The following is a 26785-nucleotide window of genomic DNA, read 5'->3' as shown; positions in this document are numbered from 1 at the left end:
TAGGATTTGAGGTGACTATACCTCCCAGACCCTGATACCCACTCCAGGAAATGCCATTAAACCGATTCACATAAAGTGCATTATCGCTTCCTCGGACGGCACAGATAGCACCTCCAATTAAGGAAGTACAACTAGGATTTGAGGTGACTATACCTCCCAGACCCTGATACCCACTCCAGGAAATGCCATTAAACCGATTCACATAAAGTGCATTATCGCTTCCTCGGGCGGCACAGATAGCACCTCCACCTAAGGAAGTACAACTAGGATCTGAGGTGACTATACCTCCCAGACTCTGATACCCACTCCAGGAACTGCCATTAAACCGATTCACATAAAGTGCATTATCGCTTCCTCGGACGGCACAGATAGCCTGACTTGTACCTAAGAATGAAGTACAACTAGGATTTGAGGTGACTATACCTCCCAGACCCTGATACCCACTCCAGGAACTGCCATTAAACCGATTCACATAAAGTGCATTATCGGTTCCTCGGACGGCACAGATAGCACCTCCAACTAAGGAAGTACAACTAGGATTTGAGGTGACTATACCTCCCAGACTCTGATACCCACTCCAAAAACTGCCATTAAACCGATTCACATAAAGTGCATTATCGGTTCCTCGGACGGCACAAATAGCACCTCCAACTAAGGTAGTACAACTAGGATTTGAGGTGGCTACACCTCCCAGATTCTGAGGTCCACTCCAAGCAGCAAGAACTGGTTGGCTTACCAGGGATAAAATTACCGACGTTGCGCCTGCTAAAATTGGAAATTTTCTTTTCATAAAACTAATGTCTTTCTCCTTAATACTGCTCTGTCTTTTGTTGCAAAGATTTGGAGAGATGTAAAGTTTTAACTCCTGAATTTTTCTTTCAGTTTGACTTATATTGTACGATGAAATCACGTACCTATTTTGGATTCAGTTTCAGTTCTAGAGCTACGGAAATCAGTTACAAACCTTTACATTATCTAGTTCAAACTCACAATCTTGGTGTGATAAAACTGCTGCTATCAGATGTTGCATCAATAGGATCGAATTAAAGTATATCAAAGTAAGTTTTAGGTAAAACTTTGTTTATATTCAGAGTTTAAATCTGAAGAAATCATACATTAACTTAGAGGTTGTTTTAAAAGTCCTCTGGTCGGTAGCAAAAAGTTTTAGATCCCCCTAAATCCCCCGATAAATTGGGGGACTTTGATTCCAGTTCCCCCCTTTTTAAAGGGAGCCAGCGCGGTCTTCTTCCAAAGGGAGACGCTAAAAGCGATGGGGTCTCCCCAAGTAGAGCGACTGGCGTGGGTTAGGGGGGATCAACAAGTGCCTAAAATTACAGCCAACCACTTTTAAAACATCCTCTTAGGGAACTCCAAGAAATAAATTATCCAATTTCACTCCTTCAAAACGGCTTTTTCTCCCCCTGCTCCCTGCCCCCTGCTCCCCTGCCTTAAAAGCGATGGGATATTTATTTATCTGGAAGTCCCTTAGTCTGATACTCAGTCGCTAATGGGCTGCATGAGTTGAGACACCTAAGTTGGACTCGAACATCTGACACCTGACAGCGCTTAAGCTTAACGATTCCCAAGTTTTACCTGCAAATAATAAAATGATTGCTAATTATAATAATTTGTATTTAGAAAGACTTTGAATATTTGTCTTTGCGTGGTGAAATAAGAATGATTTAATAGAATTCGTGCAAAAGTATGAATCTGCGTCATCTTGTTTGCAGATTATGAGCTTTTGCCGAATATCTCATAACTAGATGATTATCCAACGATGAACAACGCGATCGCTAGGACTTCAGCATTATTATCAACTTGCGCTTTGCTACTAACAGGCTGTGGTGGTGGCACTAGCCCCGTGACAAATTCTCCAACTAATAGTCCGAATATTACCAAAAATAACACTCCAAGCGATACCACAGCGACAACGGGCACTGCCATTCCTATCGGTATTGCTGTTGCTCAAACTAGCAATGTGGCATTACTAGGTCAAGAGGAAGTGGCTGGAGCCAAACTTGCCGAGAAGTATTTTAATAGTAAAGGTGGTATTAATGGCACACCAATTAAATTGGTGTTTCAAGATACTAGCGGTGATGAAGCAGGGGCAATTAATGCTTTTCAAACTTTAATTAACAAAGATAAAGTTGTCGGAATTGTCGGCCCAACTTTGTCACAGCAAGCCTTTAGTGCTGATCCCATTGGTGAACGGGCAAAAGTACCAATTATTGGACCATCGAATACAGCTAAAGGCATTCCCGAAATTGGTGATTACATTGCTCGTGTTTCTGCACCAGTTTCCATCGTCGCGCCTAATTCGGTAAAAGCTGCACTTAAGCAAAACCCTCAACTTAAAAAAGTCGCAGTTTTCTATGCTCAAAATGATGCATTTAGCAAGTCAGAAACGGAAATTTTTCAGCAAACAGTTAAGGATCAAGGACTGGAATTAGTAACAGTACAAAAGTTTCAAACCAGTGATACAGATTTTCAAAGCCAAGCTACTAATGGGATTAATCTGAAACCAGATTTAGTGATTATTTCGGGCTTGGCTGCTGATGGTGGTAATTTAGTCCGACAATTGCGCGAACTAGGTTATAAAGGCTTAATTGTCGGTGGAAATGGTCTAAATACATCGAATTTATTGCCAGTTTGTAAAGCACTTTGTGATGGCGTGTTGATTGCTCAAGCCTACAGTCCAGAACATCCAGGTGAAATTAACGCTGCATTTCGTAAAGCCTATACTGACGAATACAAAAAAGAGCCACCCCAATTTAGCGCTCAAGCTTTTACAGCAGTGCAGGTTTATGTTGAAGCACTCCAAGCTTTAGATAAAAAGAGTAAAGTCAACAAATTACAGCTACCAGAATTACGGACAGAACTAAATAAACAGATACTTATCGGAGAATACAATACACCATTAGGTGAAATTGGTTTTACTCCCATAGGTGAAGTTGTGCAAAAAGATTTCTATGTAGCGCAAATCAAGATGGCAAAAGACGGGAGTCAAGGTAAGTTCACATTTCTCAAATAATTGCTAAATGAATATCAATCTATTTTTGCAGCAATTATTAAATGGGTTATCCATAGGTAGCGTCTATGCAATTTTTGCCTTAGGATATACCTTGGTTTATTCTATTTTGGGTATCATTAATTTAGCTCATGGCGCGATTTTTACCTTGGGTGCATATTTTACTTATGCACTCATGGGTGGTAACTTTGGATTTAATGGCTTGTTGGCGAATGCAGCCCTACCGATAAAATTACCATTTGCTATATCCTTGATTTTAGGAAGTACCTTGGCGGGATTGGTAGGGGTAGTGATGGAACGTGTTGCTTTTCAACCTTTGCGCCGTCAAGGATCTGATCCTTTACTAACTGTTGTTTCCAGCTTGGGGGTAGCAGTGGTAATTGTGAATTTAATCCAGTATTTAGTAGGCGCTGAAAGTTACACATACCCCGCAAATACTTATGGTAATTTACCACCTGCGATTAACTTTGGTAGTCCAGAAAACCCAATTCCGATTCGTAGTGTTCAGGTGGTAATTTTTACTGTGTCAGTTGTGATTGTGTCAATTCTCACCTATTTTATCAATCGCACCAAATATGGTAAAGCAATGCAAGCGATCGCAGAAGATCCAACCACAGCTAGTTTGTTAGGAATTAATAGCGATCGCTTTATCATCCTAACATTCTTCATCAGCAGTTTTTTAGCAGGATTAGCAGGAACTTTAGTCGCCTCTAGTGTTAGTATTGCAGGCCCATATTTCGGCATTGCTTTTGGTTTACGGGGTTTAGCGGTAATTGTCTTAGGTGGTTTAGGTAGTATTCCCGGTGCAGTCTTAGGAGGTTTGTTAATTGGATTAGTAGAGGCGTTTGTACCCGCCGAATACTCTGGATATAAAGATGCAGTAGCCTTTGCGATTTTGTTTATCATGCTATTAGTTAGACCCCAAGGTTTGCTAGGACGACGGTTTATTCAGAAAGTTTAAAAAGAGTAGTGCTATGAAAACATCCACCAAACAAAAATTAACTTTTGAGGAATTTTTAGAACAGTGTCCAGAAGAAGGTTTATATGAACTTGTCGATGGAGAAATTGTAGAAGTGTGTGCAACCAGAAATCATGATGATGTCGCTGATTTTATCGCTGACTCTTTCAATAATGAAATTAGGCGAATTAACCTAAATTACGTAGTAACAAACACAGTGTTACTGAAAACGATAACTGCTGATGGAATAGAACAAGGGCGCAAGCCTGATGTAAGTGTCATAGATAAAGATACATGGCGCTCAAATCGTTCTGCTTACTCTGCACTTGAAGAACCCATCCAGTTAGCTATAGAAGTGACATCAACTAATTGGGAAGATGACTACATTGATAAATTAGATGAATATCAACGCTTAGGTATTACAGAATATTGGATTGTAGATTATTTAGCAATCGGTCTAAGAGAGTATTTGGGAAATCCAAAAGTTCCGGCTGTATTTGTTTTTCTATTAGATAATGAGGGTAAATATCAACGCACACATTTTAGAGGTTCAGAACGAATTGTTTGACGAACTTTTCCTGAACTGGCGCTGACAGCAGAGCAAATATTAACAGCTTAATATAGCAGTTCTTATTTGGATGCAATACACTCTGTGACCTCTCTCCAAACCTCTCTCCTAAAAGGAGAGAGGCTTTGAGCTTACTCCCCTTCCCTTGCAGGGAAGGGGCTGGGGGTTAGGTCTGTATTCTATGCAAGCGATAACCGCTATAGTTGATAAAAGCGATAGTTTGATTAAACTTAATCAAAATGTTTTAAAATGCCTGAATTTTTTGCTACCTACGGTTCTCTAATTGTCTCTATGGTATTGGGGTCCTTATTAGGGTTATCGCTTTACTTACCGCTAATGACAGGACAATTGTCTTTAGCTAGTCCAGGATTTTATGCTTTAGGTGGATATATTGCGGCAATTTTATCCACAAAAGTTTTGACATCTAGCAGTAGTTTATTTCCCCTTCCATTGTTGTTATTGGAAATGTTAATTGCTGGTGTAACTTGTGGTTTATTGGGTGTAATAGTGGGAATTCCAGCTTTGAGGTTGCGAGGAATTTATTTAGCGATCGCTACTATCGCTTTTGTAGAAGTTCTGCGCGTCATTGCCCTAAATCTGGATATTACAGGCGGTGCTGTGGGAATTTTTGGCATTCCGCAACCTTTCCAAACACAACTTGAATATTTATGGATTGCTCTGCCTTTACTATTAATTAGTATGGTGCTACTTTATCGTTTAGAAAGAATCCGCGTCGGAAGGGCTTTTATCGCTATCCGCGAAGATGAATTAGCTGCCGGTGCAATGGGTATTAATCCCACTTATTACAAAGTTTTGGCATTTGCATTAGGGGCTATGCTTGCAGGGATTGTAGGTGCAATTAGCGCTCATTTTCTCAATACCTGGAATGCTCGTCAAGGTACTTTTGATGCCAGTATTATATATTTAACTTTTGTTTTAATTGGTGGTTCGAGAAGTTTTTTAGGTCCGGTAGTCGGAGGTATGGTATTTACAGCTTTACCAGAGATTCTGCGAAGCCTCGCTGATACTGGGGGTTTACCTAATTGGTTAGCACAATTTTTGCGAGATGGTAGATTAATTATTTTTGGCTTCCTAATAGTAATAGGTACAATCTTTTTCCCCCAAGGGCTAATTACTCCAGATATTTTCCAAAGACGCAAAACCCAAAAATGAACTATTCATAATAATATGCAAAAACGTCAGATGATGTCTGGGCAATTAAACATAATACCCGGAACCCTACCTCGCCAAAGCTCTGACTTTTCACGGGATCTGGAAAACCTCACTTCTATTTCTCTCTCCTAAAAGGAGAGAGACTTTGAATTTTCCCCCTTCCCTTGTAGGGAAGGGGGTTAGGGGGTTAGGTTTTCCCTGGCTTTTCCACATAACGTGAAAAGTCAGGCCAAAGCTGCGCTTTCGATCCTCTCATGCGAGGAGGGGTTGGGGTTCTTTTATTACGGGTAATTTGGCAGACATGACATCACATAGTATTCAAGCAACTAACAGCAGTATTGTTTTAGAAGCAAGAGCATTGACTCGCCGCTTTGGTGGTTTAGTAGCAGTAAATAATCTATCTTTTAGTGTAAATAAATATGAGATTTTTGGACTGATTGGCCCTAATGGTGCGGGCAAAACAACACTGTTTAATTTGATTACTGCATTCATTCCCCCTTCTGGCGGTAAATTAATTTATCAAGGTGCAGAAATTTCTCAACTACGTCCTCATCAAATTGCTGCTTTAGGTATCGCCCGTACCTTTCAAAATATCCGCTTGTTTGGTGAATTATCGGCGTTAGAAAATGTGATAATCGCCCGACATTTACACACTAAAAGTAATATGATTACAGGAGTTTTGGGATTACCACCAGCGCCTAGTGAAGAATTGAAAACTAAGCGAAAAGCTTTAGATTTATTAGATTTGGTGGGATTGAGCGATCGCGCCACGGAAAAAGCCAAAAACTTTGCCTATGGCGATCAGCGTCGGCTAGAAATTGCCCGCGCTTTAGCATTAAAACCGCAAATCTTACTTCTCGATGAACCGGCGGCGGGGATGAACCCCAACGAAAAGCAGCAATTGAGTGCATTTATCCGTAGTCTGCGCGATCGCTTCAATTTAACGATCATCCTGATAGAACACCATGTACCATTGGTTATGGGGTTGTGCGATCGCATTGCTGTATTAGATTTTGGGCAATTGATTGCACTGGGTGAACCATCTATAGTCAGAAATGATCCGGCTGTAATTGAAGCTTATTTGGGAAATGAATGAATTTTTTGACAAAAAATCCTCACCAATTCGTCTAAAGAACTCACAGCGATCGCTCAAGCATCTCTGATTCAGCTAACAATGGAGAGCAAGGCTATGATCTGACCATCAGACTGTTAAAGGAGTAAATCGGATCTGCTACTTTTGTCACAGGATGCTTAATAGACATCGACCGAATTTAAATATGCGTTATCCAGAACCCTTGTAGAGACGTAGCAGTGCTACGTCTCTACATTCTTTTTCACCAGATGTCTAATGTTAATAATTTTCTACCACTGGGAATAATTAAACTAGAACCCCTTTCACGACAGAAGGGGGGGTGATGCTAATTTTGTAACTTTATAGTCAAAAATCAATGCCAAATCGTACTGGATACCAAATAAACTCGACTCTCCACGAAGGAATCCAAACAATTATTTATCAAACACAAAAGCCAAAGACACAACAGCCAGTTATCCTCAAGCTGCTTAAAAACGAATATCCGACTCTCGAAGCCTTTACTCGCCTGAAAAATGAGTATCAAATTCAGCAAGGTTTAGACCATCCTAATATAATTAAAGCTATCAGTCTAGAAACCTTTCAAAATCGTGTGGGACTGTTGTTGGAAGACTTTGATGGCCAGTCTTTAACTCAACTGCTACAAACAGGGAAACTTGACTTAATTAACCATTTAAATATTGCTATTCAACTGACTAAAGCCTTAGATTATTTGCATAAGCACCAGATTATTCATAAAGATATCAAACCCAGTAACATTATCATTAACTCCCAGACAGGTATTGTTAAACTCACTGACTTTGGTATAGCCTCCCGCCTCAATAAAGAAAATCCCCAATTTAATAACCCTAACTGTGTTGAAGGTACAATTGCCTATATGTCTCCTGAACAAACTGGGAGAATGAACCGCATTCTTGATTATCGCACCGACTTTTATTCTCTTGGTGTGACTTTATATGAAATGCTCACTGATAAAATACCATTTTTTAGCCAAGATCCCTTAGAAGTAGTTTATAGTCACATTGCCGTTCAAGCGATAAACCCACAGTCATTAAATTCACAAATTCCTACCGCCGTCTCTGAAATTGTCATGAAGCTGATGTCGAAAAATGCGGAAGACAGATATCAAAGTGCTACAGGATTATTAGCAGATTTAGAGTTATGCCTGAACCAGTTAGAAACCAAGGGTACAATTACTAATTTTGTTCCAGGCCGTTTAGATATTTTAAGCCAGTTATTAATACCTCAAAAATTATATGGCCGTGAAGAACAAGTTAATGAACTCTTAGCTGCATTTGAGCGCGTTACATCTGGAACTAGTGAAATGATGCTAGTTTCTGGTTATTCTGGTATTGGTAAATCAGTTCTAGTCAACGAAGTTAATAAACCCATTACTCGTAGGCAAGGTTACTTTATTTCTGGTAAATTTGACCAATTAAAACGGAATATACCTTATGCTTCTTTAATTCAAGCTTTTGCTTATTTAATGCGGTACTTGCTGACAGAGAATAATCAAAAAATAGAAGCATGGCGTAATAAAATATTATCAGCTTTAGGAACAAATGGAAAAGTCATTACTGATGTAATTCCAGAAGTAGAGTTAATCATCGGTACACAGCCAGAAGTTGCTAAAATTGGAGCAACAGAATCACAAAATCGCTTCAATCATGTTTTTAAAGAATTTATCCAAGTTTTTACTCAAAAAGAACACCCCTTAGTGATCTTTTTAGATGATTTGCAATGGGCAGATTCAGCTACCTTAAATTTAATCCAACTGCTCATAAGTGACACCGACAGCAAATATCTATTATTTATTGGGGCATACAGAGATAATGAAGTTAGTGCGGCACATCCTTTAATCCAAAAAATAGAAGAAATTAAGAATAGTGGCACGGTTGTTAATAATCTTGTATTGGAAGCTTTAAATTTAGATAATGTAACTCAGCTAGTTGCCGAAACTCTCCAAGAAACAGAGCTTAACCAGGATGAAGAAACCAAAGTCTTTAACAAGGAAATTATTAAATTAGCTGAGTTAATTTCGAATAAAACAGGTGGAAATCCATTTTTCATCACCCAACTAATTCAAGCACTTCATCAAGAAAGTCTGTTAAATTTTGACTTCATTAATACTAAATGGCAATGGAGTATAGAGGATATTCAAGCAATTGGAATTACTGATAAGAATGTAGTTGAGTTAGTTGCCAGCCGAGTTGAAAAACTACCAAAGTTCACCCAAGATATTTTAAAATTAGCAGCTTGTGTGGGTGACAGATTTAGTCTGGATGTTTTATCGATAGTCAATGAAAAATCACCTTCTTTGACAGCAAATGAATTACACTCGGCTTTGCAAGCGGGATTAATTCTACCTTTAAGTGAAGCTTACCGCATTCCTTTAGTTTTTAATCAGGAAGAAGCCGTTAATTTAAATTTTGACACTTCACGAGTGGGTTACAAGTTCTTGCATGACAGAGTACAACAAGCAGCATATTCGTTAATTCCAGAAGAACTTAAGAAATCTACTCACCTGAAAATTGGGCAATTGCTTCTCCAAAATATACCTAAAGAGGAAATAGAAGCCAATATTTTTGATATCGTCAATCAGTTGAATGTCGGTATTGTTAACCTGATAGAGCAATCTGAAAAAACTGAATTGGCACGATTAAATTTAATTGCCGGACGAAAAGCTAAAGCTTCTACAGCTTACGAAGCGGCTCTTAAGTACTTCACAAATGGGATAAAACTTTTAAATATAGACCCTTGGCAAACTGAATATACCTTAGCCATCGGTTTATATGAAGGAGCCGCAGAGGTAGCCTATCTGGGTGGTAATTTTGAGCAGATGCAACAATGGGCTGAGGTGGTGCAGCAAGAAGCTAAAGTCCTTTTAGATAAAGTGAAAGTCTATGAAGTACAGATTATCGCTTCTATAATTCAAAGCAAACAATTGGAAGCCATTCAAATAGCAGTATCAATTTTGCAATTGTTAGGAATAAGTTTTCCAGATGAAGCGACATCAACTGATATTCAGCAAGGGATGGATGAAATCGCTACTTCTTTGAAAGGTAAAGCCATTGGAGATTTAATTAACTTACCATTAATGACTGATCCTAAAAAGATTGCAGCTATGAGAATCTTAATGGGAGTTCTCCCTGCGGCTTTTCAAACTGCTCCGGCAATGATGCCAATTATTGTCTGTAAAATGGTTAATTTATCTTTAATGTATGGGAATACGGCTGTATCTGCTTATGGTTATAGTCTTTATGGATTACTTCTTTGTGGAGTTCAAGGAGAAATTAATTCTGGCTATGAATTTGGGAAATTAGCTTCTACATTGGTGTCACAATTTAACGCTGAAGAACTTAAGGCTAAGATTTTGACGGTTGTTAGCGCCCATGTTATGCATTGGAAAGAGCATGTTAGGGAGACATTAACATCATCAATGGCAGGTTATTCTAGTGGTCTGGAAACTGGAGATTTAGAATATGCTGGCTATTGTGGTTACATTTATCCCTATCATTCATTTTGGCTAGGTAAGGAACTTTGGGTTTTAGAAAAAGAATTGATAGCTTATTGTGATTCGCTGAAAAAAATCAAGCAACAAGTAGCTTTAACTTGGAATTTAGTATATTTGCAAACAGTTTTAAACTTGAAAGGAAATTTTGAAAATGTGGACTGTTTAATTGGAGAAGCCTATGACGAGCAAAGTATGCTGCCAATTCATCAGCAAGTAAATGATCTTTACACAATTAATCATTTATTTGTTAATAAGCTAATGCTCTCTTACATATTTGGGGACTATTTGAAAGCTGTAGAAAATGCTGCGATCGCAGAAAAATCTTTAGGTGGTGTTACAGGGTTATTTGTTGTTCCACTCTTCTATTTCTACGATTCTTTAACCCACTTGGCAATATATCATACTGCTAAAGAGTCTGACAAGCAAGCTATTTTAGAAAAAGTTCAAGCTAATCAGCAAAAGATGCAACTCTGGGCTACTCATGCTCCCACGAACCACTTACATAGATTTTATCTTGTGGAGGCAGAACGGTATCAAGTTTTAGGTCAAAAGCTGGAAGCAATGGACTACTATGAAAACTCTATTGCCAAATCTCAAGAAAATGGTTTTCTCCAAGAAGAAGCTTTAGCTTATGAGTTAGCTGGAAAATTTTATCAGTCTCTAGGCAAAGAGTTAATTCATCAAACTTACATAACTAAAGCCTATTATGCCTGTATTCGTTGGGGTGCGATCACTAAAGTTAAATACTTAGAATCAAAGTATCCTTTTTTAGTAGGACAAACTACTACTATAGAAAATAGTACTTCAAAAATAGATCCAATTCATCTTACAACTAGAACTACAACTAATACCAACTTGAGCGATTTTGTAGATTTTAATGCATTCATCAAATTTTCGCAAGCGATTACCAATGAAATTGTTTTAGAAAACTTATTAAGCAAGCTGATCAAAATTTTACTAGAAAATGCTGCTGCACAAAAAGCAGTACTACTACTACTTAAAGATAATCATTTATATATCGAAGCTTCTGGAAATGCTGCTGACGATACGGTGACAGTTTTACGCTCTATCCCTGTTGAAACCTATCAGGATTTAGCACTTTCTGTAATTAATTACGTTTTCCGAACTCAGCAATATATTGTGTTGAATGATGCTGTACTGACAGAACCTTTTAACTTTGATATCTATATTCAGAAATCTCAAACAAAGTCAATATTTTGTTTGCCCATTATGTACCAATCACAGCTGACTGGTATTATCTATTTAGAAAACCAGTTATCATCAGGAGCTTTTGTTCTAGAAAGGGTAGAGGTATTAAAAGTCTTAGTTTCTCAAATGGCGATTGCCATAGAAAATGCTAGCTTGTACACAAGGGCACAAGATAAATCTCGGGAATTAGAACAATCCATAAAAGATTTGCAAGAGGCGCAACTACAACTTATCCAAAGTGAAAAAATGTCTTCTCTAGGTAATTTGGTTGCAGGAGTAGCACACGAAATTAACAACCCCATTGGTTTTATTACAGGTAGTATCGCCCAAGCAAAAGATATCGTTAAAGATTTAATAGACTATCTGCAACTGTACCGGGAAAAATTCCCCAATCCTGGTGCAGAAATTGAAGAAAAAGCCGAAGAAATAGATATAGATTTTCTGCTAAAAGATTTACCAAAAATGATTGATGGGATGACAGTTGGCACACAGCGCATTCGTAATATTAGTACCTCTCTCCGTACTTTTTCCCGCGCTGATACTACCTCTAAAGTGTTAGCTAATATCCATGAAGGCATTGATAGTACTTTGTTGATTTTACAGCATCGTCTGAAAGCCGATCATAATCGTCCCGCCATTCAAATCATTAAAAACTATGCATATATTCCATCAGTAAAATGCTACTTGGGGCAATTAAATCAGGTCTTTATGAATATAATTGCAAATGCAATTGATGCTTTAGAAGAAGCAAATATCGGTCGTAATTTTTTAGAAATTCAAGAAAAATATCCGAATACTATTACTATTAAAACTAATCTAGAAGTGGAAAATGAAAACATAATAATTAAGATTCAGGATAATGCCAAAGGAATGAAAGAAGAAGTTAAAAACTGTATTTTTCAAAATTTATTTACTACCAAATGTGTAGGAAAAGGTACGGGATTAGGATTATCTATTAGTCGGCAAATTATAGTAGAAAATCATGGAGGAAGTTTGATTTGTGAGTCAGTCTTGGGACAAGGAACAGAATTTATAATTTCTATTCCAATTTTGGGAGAATAAGGGAGTTTTGATAGTTATAGCCGCAGATTTCCAACTTTTTTAAATAAGCTGACTTTTCACGGTATCTGGAAAACCTCACTTCTATTTCTCTCTCCTTCTAGGAGAGAGACTTTGAATTTTCCCCTTTCCCGTGTCGGGAAGGGGTTAGGTCTTTCATGGGCTTTTCCACATAACATGAAAAGTCAGGTTAAAGAAGTCGGTAGCTTATGATGAATTATCTATAATTGCTATAACTGATACTTGGTAAAATAAAATTATGTAAGTGGTAACTTTATTACTTAATCAAATCAACACAAACTTAGTTTTAATTAACACTTACAAAATTTTAATTAACTGTTATAACTAATCGTATACATCAAATCTTGTACTAATTTTATCATTCAGTAGAAATCTATTTTCTAGTGAATATAAAATTTCGATCCTAGCAAAGTATGCAAGTATTTTAGATATTTATTTGAGCTAAAATTATTAGTTTAAAAAATATCTATGTCAAGTATAAGATGCGAAAATCGTAACAATTAAGGGAGTCATCTTGTGGAAAAAAGAAGAGAAAGTGGGCGAATAGTTTCAAAGGCTATCTCGTTTTTGCTAAATCGGATCACATTGATTGTGCTTGCAGTTACTCTTGTGCTGTTTGTTGGAGGTAAGTTTCAACTAGCAAGTGCAACTCAACCTAACGCCGAATTTGAGATTCAACAATTAACATCCTGTTATTCGTTGGGAACTGATGCTATTGGTAGAGGAAATCTCCCAGAGGGAAAGAATATTTATCGGGATTGTTTTACTCAAAATGCAGTCCTCACTGCCATTTTTCCTGATGGGACAACTCAAACAAGTTATGGGACAGATGCTTGGGCAGATTTTGTCTATTCAGTATTTCAAGGCAATGGTTATACAGCTACCCAACACTTGATGGGTACGATAAACATTTCGTTTAAAAATGGTAAAGTAGCAATGTCTTCTTACCTTCATGCAACTCATAAACGTTCAGAAACTAGTATTGATGTCGCTAATGGCACTTATGAAGATGAAGTTGTCAACGAAAGGGGGCGCTGGAAAATTAGTAAACGCACTCTCAAACTCATCGATTTCTTGAATCTCAGTTCACCGACAATTGATTCTTCAAGCACTAATGCCCGAAGCACTAATTCCTTTGTAAAACCAAAAATGTCTGGCTTCAAGCACTAATATAGCAATCCTATTTGATTTCTGAAAATCACAAAACTCAGATACCCGACTTCTCTAAAAAGTCGGGTATCTTGTTGTTAACGAATAATTTAGGATTGCTATATTTCACACCATATAAGGCAAAATTAAAAAGTAAAAATTACTTTTTATTCTGTTTGATGTATAAGTAAATAAGTTCACGATCGCTCTGAGGATTGACAATTAGGCACGGACTATTACCTCTACTTCCATTACTGGCAATAACAACAGTAATACCCATCTGTGGACAAACCCCTAAACAACTGGTGCTAACAACCCGAAATTCACCCCATAATCCCTCAAATTTTAAACGAGATTTTAACCAATTCTCCAAATCTTCGGAAGCTGTTGAGCCTCTCGTTTGCACATTGTGAACACACAAGCACGCAGAGGCAATAGAGTTGCCAGTGCGCCCTTGCGGTGACCCGACTTGTACCCCTCCGGGGATCTTGCTACGCGTAGCCTCTCCCCCTGGGAGAAGCAACTGGCGCAGCGCAGAGAGGAAATCAGAGATTTTCTAAGTCACCTTGAAAGAGCTACTGTAACAGAACTTACGCACAGATTTTTGCTACGTGAGCGGTATGAACCAAAAGATTTATACTCAGTTTTCTCTCAATACGTAAGTTATGCTCTCGTTGGCTTTTCGTCTAAAACTAGATGAACATTGATTTCCACCCCAGAAGACTGGGGGAGCAGGTTAGTAAATGCTATAAAACCCGCCTTAACCTTTCTCCTCAAAGACTTAGCAAGTATTTTTTCCTTAAATATGGGTCGCCCGGGATTCGAACCCGGAACTAATCGGTTAAAAGCCGAGTACTCTACCGTTGAGTTAGCGACCCTTTCGCTGCATTTCGCAACTTTGCAATCATAGCATAAACATCTGTAGATTTGTAAAGGTATTTAGAAAAAATTAGCCGTCAACCTGAAAAATGCTGTGTGGCTAGCTCCTGGCGCTAACACAGTCAGGTTATCACCAGTATTGAGAGAGTTACGGGTGGCACTCCACGGTTCTAGACAGTAAAATTCTTTGCCTTTGACCGTCCAAAATACCAGCCAGGTAGAGAAATCATCATAATCCAAGGTGAGTTTTAATTTCCGGCTGTGATCTATGGCAGTGGCCGATTGACTAGTTAGCTGTCCAAAGGCAAAATCAATTTCATCACGGCTAAAGTCAAAATTGCCGTCAAAAGAGTGAATTTCTTTAGTTTGATTGTCTTGATACTGCTTAGAAGGAATTTCAACCTTTAGCTGAGTTTTATCACCACACAAAAAGTAGGGATGGAAACCAGCCGAAAAGGGCATTGGTGTGGATGACAAGTTTTTATACTGCTGACGCACTTCTAGGGTATTACCTTGAAGTTCGTAGGTGAAAGCCAGTTGAAAATCAAAAGGATAAACAGCCTTAGTTTGCTCGTTGCTATTAAGAACAACAGTCAGACTAGCCTTATCTTCCGTTTTTTGTTCTGTTGCTGACCACGGTAATTCACGGGCAAAACCGTGTTGTTTGAGAGTATATTTTTGCCCGTTATGAGTGTAAGTATTATCTGGTAGATTGCCACAAATAGGAAACAAAATTGGATTACCACCTCTGACACTCAACTCAGGATGAGTAAAGCGTTCAGTATCCAGGTAGAAAATTTCTTGCCCTTGAATGCGCCAACGGGTGATGATCCCACCGCGTTCTGGTACCACTTCCAATTGAGAAGCAGTGGTTTCATCTGAAAGGATGTAGGTTTTGTATTGTTGCTGTTCAACTGCAATGGTAAACACAAATTTTAGTCCTGGGTATAAGGATAGTTAGGAGTTAGGAGTTGTGAGTTGTGAGTTAAGAGTTAAAAATTCATAACTCCTAACTCCTAACTCCTAACTTTATTACTCGTCTTCTGCAAAAACGAAACGATATAACTCGCTGGGGTCTGGTTCGGGGCTGCTTTCGGCGAACTTAACTGCTTCGTCGATTACATCCTGAATTTTACGGTCAATGGCTTTAATTTCTCCCTCATCCGCCAGATTTTGCTCCAGCAAATAAGCTGCCAACTTCTTAATTGGGTCACGGGCGAACCAAAATTCTTTCTCCGCCTTGCTTCGCATTTCATCTGGGTCAGCCAAGGAGTGACCTCGGAAGCGGTAGGTAAGTGCTTCAATTAATGTCGGTCCTTCACCTGCACGCGCACGGGCTACAGCTTCTTGAGCCACGGCTCGCACTGCTAGTACATCCATACCATCTACTTCCACGCCCACCATGTTAAATACACTGGCTTTTTTATAAATTTCTGGCTGGGAAGTCGCTCGCTCGTGAGACATACCAATAGCCCACTTATTATTTTCGACCACAAACAAAATTGGCAGTTTCCATAAAGCTGCCATATTTAGTGTCTCAAAAAACTGACCGTTATTAGCTGCACCATCGCCAAAAAAGCAAGCTGTCACTTGGTCAGCATTTTTATCTCCCAGCACTTCGCGGCGGTATTTGCTTTGAAAAGCCGCTCCAGCTGCTACAGGAATTCCCTCAGCTACAAAAGCGTAGCCACCCAGCATACGATGTTCGGCAGAAAAAATATGCATGGAACCACCGCGCCCTTTGCTGCAACCTGTGGCTTTGCCAAATAATTCTGCCATTACCTCTCTTGCTGGTACACCCGCACTCAGAGCATGAACGTGGTCGCGGTAAGTACTACAAACGTAATCTTCACCCGGTCGCATTGACTGGACAACACCACTACAAACGGCTTCTTGACCGTTGTACAAATGGACAAAACCAAACATTTTGCCCCTGTAGTACATTTCAGCGCACTTGTCTTCAAACAAGCGCCCTAATACCATGTCCTCATACAACCGTAACCCTTCTTCTTTAGTAATATGCGTAGTAGCAGGATTAAATGTGGGTAAAGTACGCTCTTGAACCATTATTTTTGAGTATCCCTGTTGTACAACTTAAGCTTACGGTCTTAAATAAGTTGGTCTGATAACACCTCAGCTTTTAACAGGCTAGCGTTTGTAAGACTCAACAATCAAACTTTATTTATGCACCAAAAAAGGGTCTTAGGGAATAGCTGAATTTTTAATTTTTAATTTTTAACTTTTCAGCCCATGCCCGATGAGGATTTGACTCTAACGGCAATATCTGCCGCTTTAAGTTTTTCTCTCTCACTATTCCCCTTCATAGAGTAGCAATCAACATAGACTGCTTTCTGCATATCCATTAACAATTTCAAAAAAAGTCAGCAAAAGTCTTTATACCCAAATAGGTAATTGTAATTAAAGGTTAATTATGATATGATTTTTTTCTCGTGTTATCAGGGTCTCATCCCCAATAGTGGTATTTTTGTTACCGCCTACTGGGAAAGTCCCAAAAAAATCAATCATCAATAGATTCTTTCAACCACAACATTTATGCCGTGATTAAAAGCGGTAGTTGTGGTTTGTGGTATCGAAGGCTGATAATTAGTGGTGTTAAACAAAAATACTAAGAATTAAGACAAACAATTGAGGCTTTCTAGGCGAAAGCAAAAGATTAGTACTAAAATGTGACTCAAAATTTTGGGAAGGTATAAAACAAGTTGTTGCAATATACACTTGTAGAGTAAATTCCACACGTTATTATTAACATGGCACGGTTTTACAGACCTGGAACGCTCTAGGTGAATTATGTTGATCACGGTGCAGGGGAAGTAGGCTGTGCGAATTCCGCTAGATTACTACCGAATTTTAGGACTACCGTTGGCGGCAAGTGAAGAACAATTGCGTCAGGCATACAGCGATCGCATTGTACAATTGCCACGACGTGAGTATTCTCAGGCTGCAATTTCTTCTCGTAAACAACTCATAGAAGAAGCTTACGTGGTTTTATCAGATCCAAAACAACGCAGTACCTACGATCAGCTTTATCTTGCCCACGCCTATGACCCTGATAACCTTGCTGCTGCCGCAGTAGCACAGGAAAATCCTACAGAAAGCACCAAAAGGGGTATTAATACCCAGAGTCTGGGTATCGAAATTACCCAAGACGAATTAATTGGCGCTTTATTAATTTTGCAAGAGTTAGGGGAATACGAACTTGTACTAAAACTAGGTCGTCCGTACCTGGTAAATAAAAATAGTGCTATAAGTGCAAGAAGAGTCCATAATTTAGCAGACGAAGAAATACCCGAAAGTGCCGAACATCCAAATGTTGTTCTCACTGTTGCCCTGGCTTGTCTAGAATTAGGTCGTGAACAGTGGCAGCAAGGTCACTATGAAAATGCCGCCATATCCCTAGAAACCGGCCAAGAACTCCTAGTACGTGAAGGGTTATTTGCCAGTGTTCAGGCGGAAATTCAGGCGGATCTTTACAAATTACGACCATATCGCATTTTGGAGTTGCTGGCATTACCTCAAGAAAAGACTGCGGAACGAAGCCAAGGCTTGGAGTTATTGCAAAACCTCTTAGAAGATCGTGGTGGCATTGATGGCACGAGCAATGATGACTCTGGTTTAAACATAGATGACTTTCTGCGATTTATCCAGCAGTTACGCACCCACTTAACAGTCGCAGAGCAACACAAATTATTTGAAGCCCAAAGCAAACGTCCTTCTGCTGTTGCCACTTACTTAGCTGTTTATGCCTTGATAGCACGGGGATTTGCTCAACGCCAACCAGCTTTAATTCGTCAAGCAAGGCAAATGCTCATGCGTCTGGGCAAGCGCCAAGATGTACATTTAGAACAGTCGTTATGTGCATTACTCTTAGGGCAAACTGAAGAAGCAACTCGTGTTTTAGAACTTAGTCAAGAGTACGAAGCTTTAGCTTTTATTCGGGAAAAATCTCAAGACTCTCCAGATTTGTTACCGGGGCTGTGTCTATATGCCGAGCAGTGGTTGCAACACGAAGTATTTCCACATTTTCGAGATTTAGCAAGCCAGCAAGCTTTCTTAAAAGATTACTTTGCCAACCAACAGGTACAAGCTTATTTAGAAGCACTGCCAACTGATGCAGAAACAACTAATGAATGGGCTGTAATTAACTCCCAGTATTTTCCCCAGCACCAGACAAATAATGCCCCTTTCCCCAACAATTCAACTAGAAATTCCGCAAAATTTAATCACAGCAGAATACCTGACCTAGATTTGCCAGAAACACCAACCAAAGAAACACCCGAATATTCAAATTTCTCACCACCTATATGGAATTCATCTGGAAGTGTAAAATCAGAGGTTCCTGCTGCCGAACGGATGAGCAGAGGCACTAATCAGAACTTGAATGGTTCAGCTAAGACTGCCGTACCAAGTCATAACCAAAAGCGTCGGCAAAGAAAACCTACTCCATCTTCTAGCCGAGAGCGTCTACCAGATAATCGTCCTCATGCTCGTCGTCCCCGGCGGCGGCGAACTTTTGCTAACACCATAGAAGGGAAAACACGCCTGGTATGGAGAGTGTTTATTTCTTTGGTGAGTCTATTAGTTTTCTGGGTGTTAGCCACAACAACTTTTGGATGGTTAAAAAATCTGTTTTTTCCGGCATCATCTGGGCGTGGTTCACAGTTGTTTATACAAATAAATGAACCACCAATATCTATTCCTCCTACAAATAGTAAACCAGAATCACCAGATGGCCCTTTAACAGATGCAACGGCTAAAGAAGTCATTCGGACTTGGCTATTTACCAAAACCGAAGCTTTAGGGCCGAATCATGAGATTAATAATTTAGAGAATATTTTAACTGGTTCAGCTTTATCTCAATGGCGGCTGATTGCTCAACAGGATAGGTCAGACAACCGCTACCGCAAGTACGACCATAGCCTGAAGGTGGAATCTGTAGAGAAAGTTGATTTATTTCCAGATCGTGCCGCAGTGGTTGCTACGGTGAAGGAAGCGACCCAGTTATATGAAAATGGTCAGTTTAAAAAGTCTTCTAGCGACAATTTGCGAGTTCGATATGATTTGATTCGAGAAGGAGGTAAATGGCGTATTCAGAGTGCATCTGTTGTGAATAAAATCATCAGATAAGTTTGAATTTTTAGGCGATGTCTACGATTTTCCTTGCCTTACAAGGGTTTGAGGCTAAAGAAATCATAAATTCTGAGTATCCTTTTAGAGGAAGCATTTGAAGAGATTAATATTGAGTAACTTAGTTACTTATTTGACTTACTTAACTTAAATAAATTGTGCTTTTACTGTATGGGAATCCGGTTTGATTTCTGAAAAGATCCGTAGGGTGTCTTAGAGGATGTTTTAAAAGTCCTCTGATCGGTAGCAAAACGTTTTAGATTCCCCTAAATTCCCCGATAAATTGGAGGACTTTTAGAGACTTTGCCCCCCTTTTAAGGGCAGGGCTGTTTCATTCCATTTCAAACAGCATTTGTCAAGATGGTTAGCAAGAAAATTGTAAGTGAGGGTGACGAGAAGATGAAATTTTAAGCACTTGAACAACAGTAAAATTGTTCATTTTCTTGGCACGCTGGTAACAAAATCATCAGTTTTAAATCGCTAGAACCCGTGATATTTAGCGCTCTTTAGGGAATGAAACAGCCCTGCTTTTTAAGGGGGGTTGGGGGGAGCTAAAAGTGCCTAAAATTACAGCCAACCACTTTTAAAACATCCTCTTAGCACGGAGAGTACGGTACCAAACCCTTGATCATAGTGCCGTACTCTCCGTGCTAACACACCCTACTGGCGCTGGCGATTTTCCAAGCTTCTAACGGCTATATCGACAAAGGTTTGATGAGTTTATCAAAATATTGATTGAAGCAAGCGACCGAAACTGAATCCAATACAGCTAGTTACTATTATGATAATTATAAATATTTCTTCCTGTTCAATAGTACGCTTGACAACCTCGGAGAAAGATGGAAATATTGTGGCAGTTGCTATCATAAAGCTAAATATACACGCGATTATATTATGAGTATTTTGCCATTGAGACCAAGCTATACCTATACTTGAACCTAGTTGATAAACAAATTGTAATTCTGATGAGCTATTATTTAATAATATGTAAGTAATTGGTAGATTTAAACCTACACATATTAGCAGCCAAACTGGAACAACTTTTCCTAAAAGAAATCCTATTAAAGAATATCCTATCATTATGCCTAATAACGAAAATATTCTCTTTAAAAAAGCTTGCCTTTTTTGTAGGTTTATTTTTTCTTCTTCTTGACGTAGTTTTTCTTCTTCCTGTTGACGTGCTTTTATTTTTGCCTGTTCAGATTCATATCTAGCACGTTCTTCTTTTGCTTTGGCTTTAGCTTGAGCTTCCGCTTCCTCTACTTGCCAGTTTGGTCTAATTTTGTTAGCACAAATTCTATGGAAGTACTTATTCTCGCCTAGAACACTAACATTCTTAACGGCTAATGCTTCTAGCACTGACCGTCGGCAGTGAGTACATATCTGTGCCTTAAAAGGATGACCACATTTAAAGCATGATTGATTGAATGATGTATTGAGTATAGAACAAGTTGGACAATTATATTGAATAGTATTAATTTGATTTAAGCAAGATGAATGAAAATAATTATATTCAACAGTTACATAGCGGTTGGTGAATCTACCTCGTTCAATATCATAGTCTTCAACCTCATTTTGGATGTTTTCCTTATCTACTATTGCCTGTGAATCTGCTACATTTGTATTGCAGAATTTACAACTATGTCCATAAGGATTGTTTGAACATTTTGGACATTGATAAGCTTTAGAGCTAACTGGATAATGTCCACATTCTATACAAGTAACTAAGTTATTCATTTTGGTTATATAGGAAATATAATTATATGATAAAGTTTATTTATGAAGTCAATTTTATGAATTGACTCCATAAATCTTCAATGTTTCTGGCTCTATAACTCGTTTTATGTAATACCAAATTATTGTGAAGCTGCATAGAACTGTAGAAAGCTGGAATGCTTTCCAGGCAAAGTTTTTAGCCTTTTCACTCTATGCAACTTCATACAAAATTGGTATAACCTAATAATAAATACAATGGGCTTATAGGCTGTATTCCATATCAGGATTGGGTTTTAAGGTTTTATAGTGAAGCTTCACTATAAAACCTTGATTTTAACCTCTCACCATAAAATTACCGGAAGAACCAGTGTTTTTAAATATAGAAAGGCATATAAGCTTTCATTTCACCCTCATATACATTTTTTCCATCTATCACAATTTTTCCATTACAAGGAAGCTGAAAATCTATGTGAGCTTCACCATTTGAATTTGTATTAGCGTCTCTCACACCTCCAGCTATCGCCTTACTAATATAAACATTTAAACCTCTAACGGGTTCTCCAGTTTTATTGCGAATAACTTTGACTATAATCATTGCTTTCAGTGACGTTTTCTAAGTATTTTTGAAGTAATACAGTCAAATCACAAATGAGTAAAAATTTACGGGTTTATGTAATTTATGCTTAATTTATACCTATATTTTCCTTATGCTTGAGTAAAATCACTTATTTTTATTACTTTGTATTCACTACAAAACTGTGATTTCACTCATAAATTGATCGCCTAGCAACGTAATTTTAGGGTATTTGCCCACAGGTATACAGCGTTTTAAATCAAATCGAGAACGCTTATCAGGCTACTTATTGTTTATTTCGCTCTCTATACAGCACTTACGGCAGCTATGAGGTACATCCTCAAAGCTGAAAGCTATGCTAAAAGAGGGGCAAGGAGAAAACTGTATTGCATAATAGCGGGAAGCGCTGTATCTGAAATTAAATTCAAATGAACAAGGCGATCGTAAGTAGTGGCATTTGTGCAAAAGCTACTTTTATTCAGATACATACGGGGAGGGTTAGGGTGGGGTAATTCGAGGACTGGTAGTGATTCGATAACTTGTCTGTACACCGCAGGTGTCGGGAAGGGGGTTAGGGGGTTAGGTTTTTCGTGGGTTTTGCCATATAACCGAATAATTATAAATTATTTGGTCAATTCAAAGATTCCATCAACTCAATACATTTGTGCATCTGCTGGCGCATGGCTTCTCTATCAGCATGAAACCTTCGCCCATGACCTGGTAGCACCCACTCAAAAGAATAATTAGCCAAGTTACGCATTGATTTAATCTGTTCTGGCCAAGAATACCAGCAGACACCGTAGAATGCAGTCAGTTGGTGCAAACTTTCTGACCAAGCGAGATGGTCGCCAGTGAAGAGGAACTTATTTTTGTAGAGTAGGGCGGTTTGTCCTTTGGTGTGACCGGGAACTGGGATAATTAATAAATCTGGTGTCAAACTAAATGCTTCAGAACCAGTTAACTGTATTTCTACATTGCGAGTATCCGCAGTAATATCATCGGTGTGGAGGATGCGATCGCACTGAAAATGCTCGGCAAACTTTTGATGATCTGCCACATCATCCTTATGAGTTAGGTACATATAACGAATTGGCCCCAGTTCTTCTAAACGCTTGACTAAAGGCGGCGTAAACCGGGGAGAATCCACTAAAATGTTACCTTCTGGAAGTTGAATTAAATAGCTAGCAGCACCGTAAGATTTTTCCGAATGATAGCCACAGTGGTAAACATTTTCCGCTACTAATATGGGAAATTTTTGTTGAGCATCTTTGATATCTTTTGGTTTCTCAACTGTGCCAATAGAACTAGTAGGACAAGCTAAAAGTGCTTCCAGCGCGGCTAATCTTTCCGCCTCATTGGTTGGTTGATGATAAACAGCCGATTGATCATCAACATCATAAAATACTTCAGGAGCCATCCAGCGACAGGTATCACAATCAATACAGGTAGTATCTACATAAAAATCGCCGTTGACATTTTGGGGACGACGCTGATTTAAATGAGCCATATTAATCCTTTTGCTTCCAGGCGCTTCCTGGGGAGCGATAAACCTTATATCACTAGGCTAGCAAAAGTAACTTGAGACTGTAGCCGCCACTAGAAATAAATCTGCTCAAAAATATAAAGACTTATGAAACCCAGTAAGCAGAAATTGGGAAAACTGAACATAGACACTATCTGCTGATATATTCCCAAATATGCTTTACTGTTCTAATTCTAGTTGTTCAAATCCTTTTAACCCTGATGACAATAAGTTTTGCATTAAGTGTGGACAAACACTCACACCATTATTCAGAAATCGTTTCCGAGTAATACGACTTTTGGGTGAGGGTGGATTTAGCAGAACTTATGAAGCTAGGGATGCAGATAAAATAGACGAACCTTGCGTAATTAAGCAATTTGTTCCTCAATTTGAAGGAACGGCTGCACTTGAGAAAGCAACAGAGTTATTTAAGCAAGAAGCGAAGCGTTTGTATGATTTGGGAGAACACCCGCAAATTCCCCGTTTGATTGCTTATTTTGAACAAGATAAGCGGCTTTATTTGGTACAAGAGTTTATTCAGGGGCAGAATTTATTACAAGAATTGCAGCAGCAGGGAGCCTTTAGCGAAGAAAAGATCAAACAGCTTTTAACTGATTTATTGCCTATCCTGAAGTTTATCCATGAACGCGGTGTAATTCATCGAGATATCAAGCCAGAAAATATCATGCGCCGTCTGGATGGCAAGCTAATATTAATTGATTTTGGTGTTTCTAAACAGATGAAGGCACCTGTTTTAGGTGTTGGCACAATAGTAGGAACACCTGGATATGCACCAATCGAACAAATGCGTGGTCAAGTTTTCCCTGCGAGTGACCTTTATAGTTTGGGTGTAACTTGTATTCGGCTGTTAACCCAATGCTTTCCAAAACCAGATGGTTCTGATGAACTTTATGATGCCCTAAAAGGTGGGTGTAGATGGAAAAAATATTTCCCAAAAGGTACAAATATTACACCTGTTATGATTCAAGTTTTAGATAAGTTAATTCAGGATTATCTGAAGGAACGCTATCAATCTGTGGATGAGGTAATACAAGTTATTAATACTGAAAATTTGAATTCAGCAGTAGGTATTGATTATACAATTTTGCAAAAATTATTAGCATCTGGAAAATGGAGAGAAGCTGATCAAGAAACCTGGAAGCTTATGCTTAGAATATCCCGTCGAGAAAAAGAAGGTTATCTCAGAGTACAAGATATCGAGAAATTTCCCTGTCAAGATATCTTAACTATTGATATCTTATGGGTAAAATACAGTAATGCACACTTTGGTTTTAGTATCCAGAAGCGAATATGGGATAGCGTTGGGGGAAAACCTGACTTAGATTTGGAAACTTGGAAATATTTTGGAGAGTGTCTAGGTTGGCGGATTAAAAATAATTGGAAGCCTTATGATTTTCTATCATTTACATTAACTGCTCCGGCTGGACAACTACCCAGAGCAGTATGGAGTATGAGATTAGATGAAAGAAGGAAAAGACTTTCTGCCCTCACATCAAGGCTTGTGAATTGTAAAATTTAGTAGTTAAGGAAAGATTCGCTATGAGTGAAATTGTATTTCTCGTTGAAGATGATCCAGATGGTGGTTATACAGCAGTAGCTCTAACCGAGTCAATTTTTACTCAGGCTGACGATATAGAAACACTACAGGAAATGGTTCGTGATGAAGTTCACTGCCATTTTCCTAATGAACAACGGCGTTCCAAAATAATCTGGATACTGCTTTAAAACTCTGCGTCCCTCTGCGCTCAACTCCGCGTTCCTTTGCGTTTTACTCCTCTTCCCAATATATAGACAATCTCGCCATGAAGTATCGGTAGAGTATGACCCAAACGCAATCCTAAAATAATCCATCCTTCAAGAACATCTTGCAAATCCTCCCGGCAAGCTTCTAGTGTTGCAGCGTTTGCCCAAACTCCTGGACATTCTGGAATTTCGCTATAGAAAGTTCCATGCTCAAGCAACTCGTAGGTTGCTTTGTGCATTGCTGTACGAATGTAATTTGTCAACATTTATATTTTTTACAACTTCATTCAGCTTTTTAATCAATTTGGTTATAACTGAAATTTTACTTTTAATCGCAAATCCGCCAAACTCTAATTATTATCTATATTTTTTAATTTCTGAAAATGCGATCGCGCCCCTTTACCAAACGCGATCGCTAAATTTTCCATCCCCTATCCAATAAAATGCAGATGATTACTCACCGCACTAATTAAATTATGGGTAACGGGAAGACTATCGACTACCATCCCCAGACACAACAGCATCATGTAGGAGATGGAAAAGAGAAACAACTCTTTAGCTACAGCGCGATCCTCTGGATTTTGCAACAACCGCCAAGATTTGTGGATAAATAATCCTCCCAGAATTAGGGCGATCGCACCATAAAGAATTCCACTTGCACCCAAAGGATATACCAATAACACGGTTGCAAATACTGTTACCAGTGTGTAGTACCAAATCTGCTTCACGGTTGCCGTATCACCTTCAATCACAGGTAGCATTGGTATCCCAACCTTTGCGTAATCATCCCGAATCATCAGAGCTAAAGCCCAGAAATGGGGAGGTGTCCACAAAAAGACGATGGCAAAAATTAACCATGCTGACCAGCTTAAAGTGCCTGTGACGGCAGCCCAACCTACTAAAGCTGGAATTGCCCCAGCCGCACCACCAACAACGATATTTTGGGTGGTGTGGCGTTTTAGCCAGTGGGTATAGACCAAAATATAAAAGACGATGCCAGAGAAAGCTAGCAGCGCGGCTAACAAGTTGGCAAATACTGCTAGGAGTGTAAAGGAAATCGTCGCCAGTGCGATCGCAAAAATTAGAGCATCGCGCGGCTGCACCTTACCAGAAGGTATGGGACGATGGCGCGTCCGCTCCATGTCATAATCAATATCCCGGTCATACACACAGTTAATCGTCTGGGCGCTTGCAGCCGCCAAGGTGCCACCAGTGAGAGTTACTAGCAACAGCAATGGGTCTACTTCTCCCTTAGCAGCAATCCACATACTCCCAGCCGTAGTAATCAAAAGCAACGGAATAATCCGAGGCTTCGTTAGCTGGTAGTAGCTTTGAACTACCTGTAAAAATGTTCCGTGGTGGCGAGAGACATTAGTCTCAATCATTTTGGCTCTGGTTCCTTATTTTTCAACAACT

General features: G+C 39.0%; 19 protein-coding genes and 1 tRNA gene. 10 read left to right on the top strand and 10 right to left on the bottom strand.

The features are described 5' to 3' along the window. The coding region (locus V7K50_RS02005; RefSeq protein WP_442944533.1) for a hypothetical protein at positions 1-790 on the bottom strand (790 nt) is incomplete at its 3' end. 987 nt (positions 791-1777) lie between these two features. Here V7K50_RS02005 and V7K50_RS02000 point away from each other — a divergent pair. The 7 genes from V7K50_RS02000 (at position 1778) to V7K50_RS01970 (ending at position 13790) form a co-directional block, all read left to right on the top strand. Further along, positions 1778-3031 carry an ABC transporter substrate-binding protein gene (locus V7K50_RS02000; RefSeq protein WP_334956766.1) on the top strand — a complete coding sequence of 418 codons (1254 nt, stop codon included), beginning with the start codon at positions 1778-1780 and terminating at the stop codon, positions 3029-3031. A 7-nt stretch (positions 3032-3038) separates the two neighbouring features. Beyond that, positions 3039-3989 (top strand): branched-chain amino acid ABC transporter permease, encoded by a 951-nt coding sequence (locus V7K50_RS01995; RefSeq protein ID WP_334956764.1) that lies wholly within the window; start codon positions 3039-3041, stop codon positions 3987-3989. Positions 3990-4002: 13 nt separating this feature from the next. Next, positions 4003-4554, top strand: a complete 552-nt coding sequence (locus V7K50_RS01990; protein WP_334956762.1) for a Uma2 family endonuclease — start codon at positions 4003-4005, stop codon at positions 4552-4554. A gap of 249 nt (positions 4555-4803) precedes the next feature. After that, entirely contained in the window at positions 4804-5727 is a 924-nt protein-coding gene (locus V7K50_RS01985; RefSeq protein ID WP_334956760.1) for a branched-chain amino acid ABC transporter permease, read from the top strand. Positions 5728-6028: 301 nt separating this feature from the next. Then, positions 6029-6823 (top strand): ABC transporter ATP-binding protein, encoded by a 795-nt coding sequence (locus tag V7K50_RS01980; RefSeq protein WP_334956758.1) that lies wholly within the window; start codon positions 6029-6031, stop codon positions 6821-6823. Between the two features lie 352 nt (positions 6824-7175). After that, entirely contained in the window at positions 7176-12602 is a 5427-nt protein-coding gene (locus V7K50_RS01975; RefSeq protein WP_334956756.1) for a trifunctional serine/threonine-protein kinase/ATP-binding protein/sensor histidine kinase, read from the top strand. 609 nt (positions 12603-13211) lie between these two features. After that, on the top strand, positions 13212-13790 hold the full coding sequence (locus V7K50_RS01970) for a nuclear transport factor 2 family protein (RefSeq protein WP_334956754.1): 579 nt from the start codon (positions 13212-13214) through the stop codon (positions 13788-13790). A gap of 139 nt (positions 13791-13929) precedes the next feature. Here the strand turns inward: V7K50_RS01970 and V7K50_RS01965 are convergent, their stop codons facing one another. The 4 genes from V7K50_RS01965 to pdhA all read right to left on the bottom strand — a co-directional run bounded on the left by V7K50_RS01965 (position 13930) and on the right by pdhA (position 16715). Then, the gene (locus V7K50_RS01965) at positions 13930-14175 is read right to left on the bottom strand and encodes a (2Fe-2S) ferredoxin domain-containing protein (RefSeq protein ID WP_334956752.1); all 246 of its coding nucleotides are present in this window, start codon (positions 14173-14175) and stop codon (positions 13930-13932) included. 400 nt (positions 14176-14575) lie between these two features. Continuing rightward, positions 14576-14647, bottom strand: a tRNA-Lys gene (locus V7K50_RS01960). Between the two features lie 61 nt (positions 14648-14708). After that, a complete protein-coding gene (locus V7K50_RS01955) occupies positions 14709-15578 on the bottom strand; it encodes an aldose epimerase family protein (protein ID WP_334956750.1) in 870 nt (289 codons plus the stop codon). A gap of 102 nt (positions 15579-15680) precedes the next feature. Further along, entirely contained in the window at positions 15681-16715 is a 1035-nt protein-coding gene (gene pdhA, locus V7K50_RS01950) for a pyruvate dehydrogenase (acetyl-transferring) E1 component subunit alpha (protein WP_334803464.1), read from the bottom strand. A gap of 771 nt (positions 16716-17486) precedes the next feature. Between pdhA and V7K50_RS01945 the strand changes: the two genes are divergently transcribed. Next, positions 17487-19793: an IMS domain-containing protein gene (locus V7K50_RS01945; protein ID WP_334956748.1), complete on the top strand. Its 2307-nt coding sequence runs from the start codon at positions 17487-17489 to the stop codon at positions 19791-19793. 723 nt (positions 19794-20516) lie between these two features. On the opposite strand, the gene V7K50_RS01940 is transcribed toward V7K50_RS01945, so the two are convergent. The 3 genes from V7K50_RS01940 to V7K50_RS01930 all read right to left on the bottom strand — a co-directional run bounded on the left by V7K50_RS01940 (position 20517) and on the right by V7K50_RS01930 (position 23590). Next, a complete protein-coding gene (locus V7K50_RS01940; protein WP_334956746.1) occupies positions 20517-21530 on the bottom strand; it encodes a hypothetical protein in 1014 nt (337 codons plus the stop codon). 352 nt (positions 21531-21882) lie between these two features. After that, positions 21883-22104, bottom strand: a complete 222-nt coding sequence (locus tag V7K50_RS01935; protein WP_334956744.1) for a hypothetical protein — start codon at positions 22102-22104, stop codon at positions 21883-21885. Positions 22105-22714: 610 nt separating this feature from the next. Next, a complete protein-coding gene (locus V7K50_RS01930) occupies positions 22715-23590 on the bottom strand; it encodes an MBL fold metallo-hydrolase (RefSeq protein WP_334956742.1) in 876 nt (291 codons plus the stop codon). Between the two features lie 190 nt (positions 23591-23780). Between V7K50_RS01930 and V7K50_RS01925 the strand changes: the two genes are divergently transcribed. Both V7K50_RS01925 and V7K50_RS01920 read left to right on the top strand, forming a co-directional pair. After that, on the top strand, positions 23781-25145 hold the full coding sequence (locus tag V7K50_RS01925) for a protein kinase domain-containing protein (RefSeq protein WP_334956740.1): 1365 nt from the start codon (positions 23781-23783) through the stop codon (positions 25143-25145). Between the two features lie 20 nt (positions 25146-25165). Further along, positions 25166-25351 carry a 2-oxoisovalerate dehydrogenase E1 subunit beta gene (locus V7K50_RS01920; RefSeq protein WP_334956738.1) on the top strand — a complete coding sequence of 62 codons (186 nt, stop codon included), beginning with the start codon at positions 25166-25168 and terminating at the stop codon, positions 25349-25351. Positions 25352-25371: 20 nt separating this feature from the next. On the opposite strand, the gene V7K50_RS01915 is transcribed toward V7K50_RS01920, so the two are convergent. Both V7K50_RS01915 and V7K50_RS01910 read right to left on the bottom strand, forming a co-directional pair. Continuing rightward, positions 25372-25635, bottom strand: coding sequence for a type II toxin-antitoxin system HicB family antitoxin (locus V7K50_RS01915; RefSeq protein ID WP_334956736.1), 264 nt, complete (start codon positions 25633-25635; stop codon positions 25372-25374). 165 nt (positions 25636-25800) lie between these two features. After that, positions 25801-26754 (bottom strand): heme o synthase, encoded by a 954-nt coding sequence (locus tag V7K50_RS01910; RefSeq protein ID WP_334956734.1) that lies wholly within the window; start codon positions 26752-26754, stop codon positions 25801-25803. Positions 26755-26785: the final 31 nt, after the last annotated feature.

It is taken from the genome of Nostoc sp., from assembly GCF_036917135.1.
Taxonomy (GTDB): Bacteria; Cyanobacteriota; Cyanobacteriia; order Cyanobacteriales; family Nostocaceae; genus Nostoc.
The sequence above is the reverse complement of the archived record's forward strand: the minus strand, read 5'-3'. Positions and strand labels throughout refer to the sequence as shown.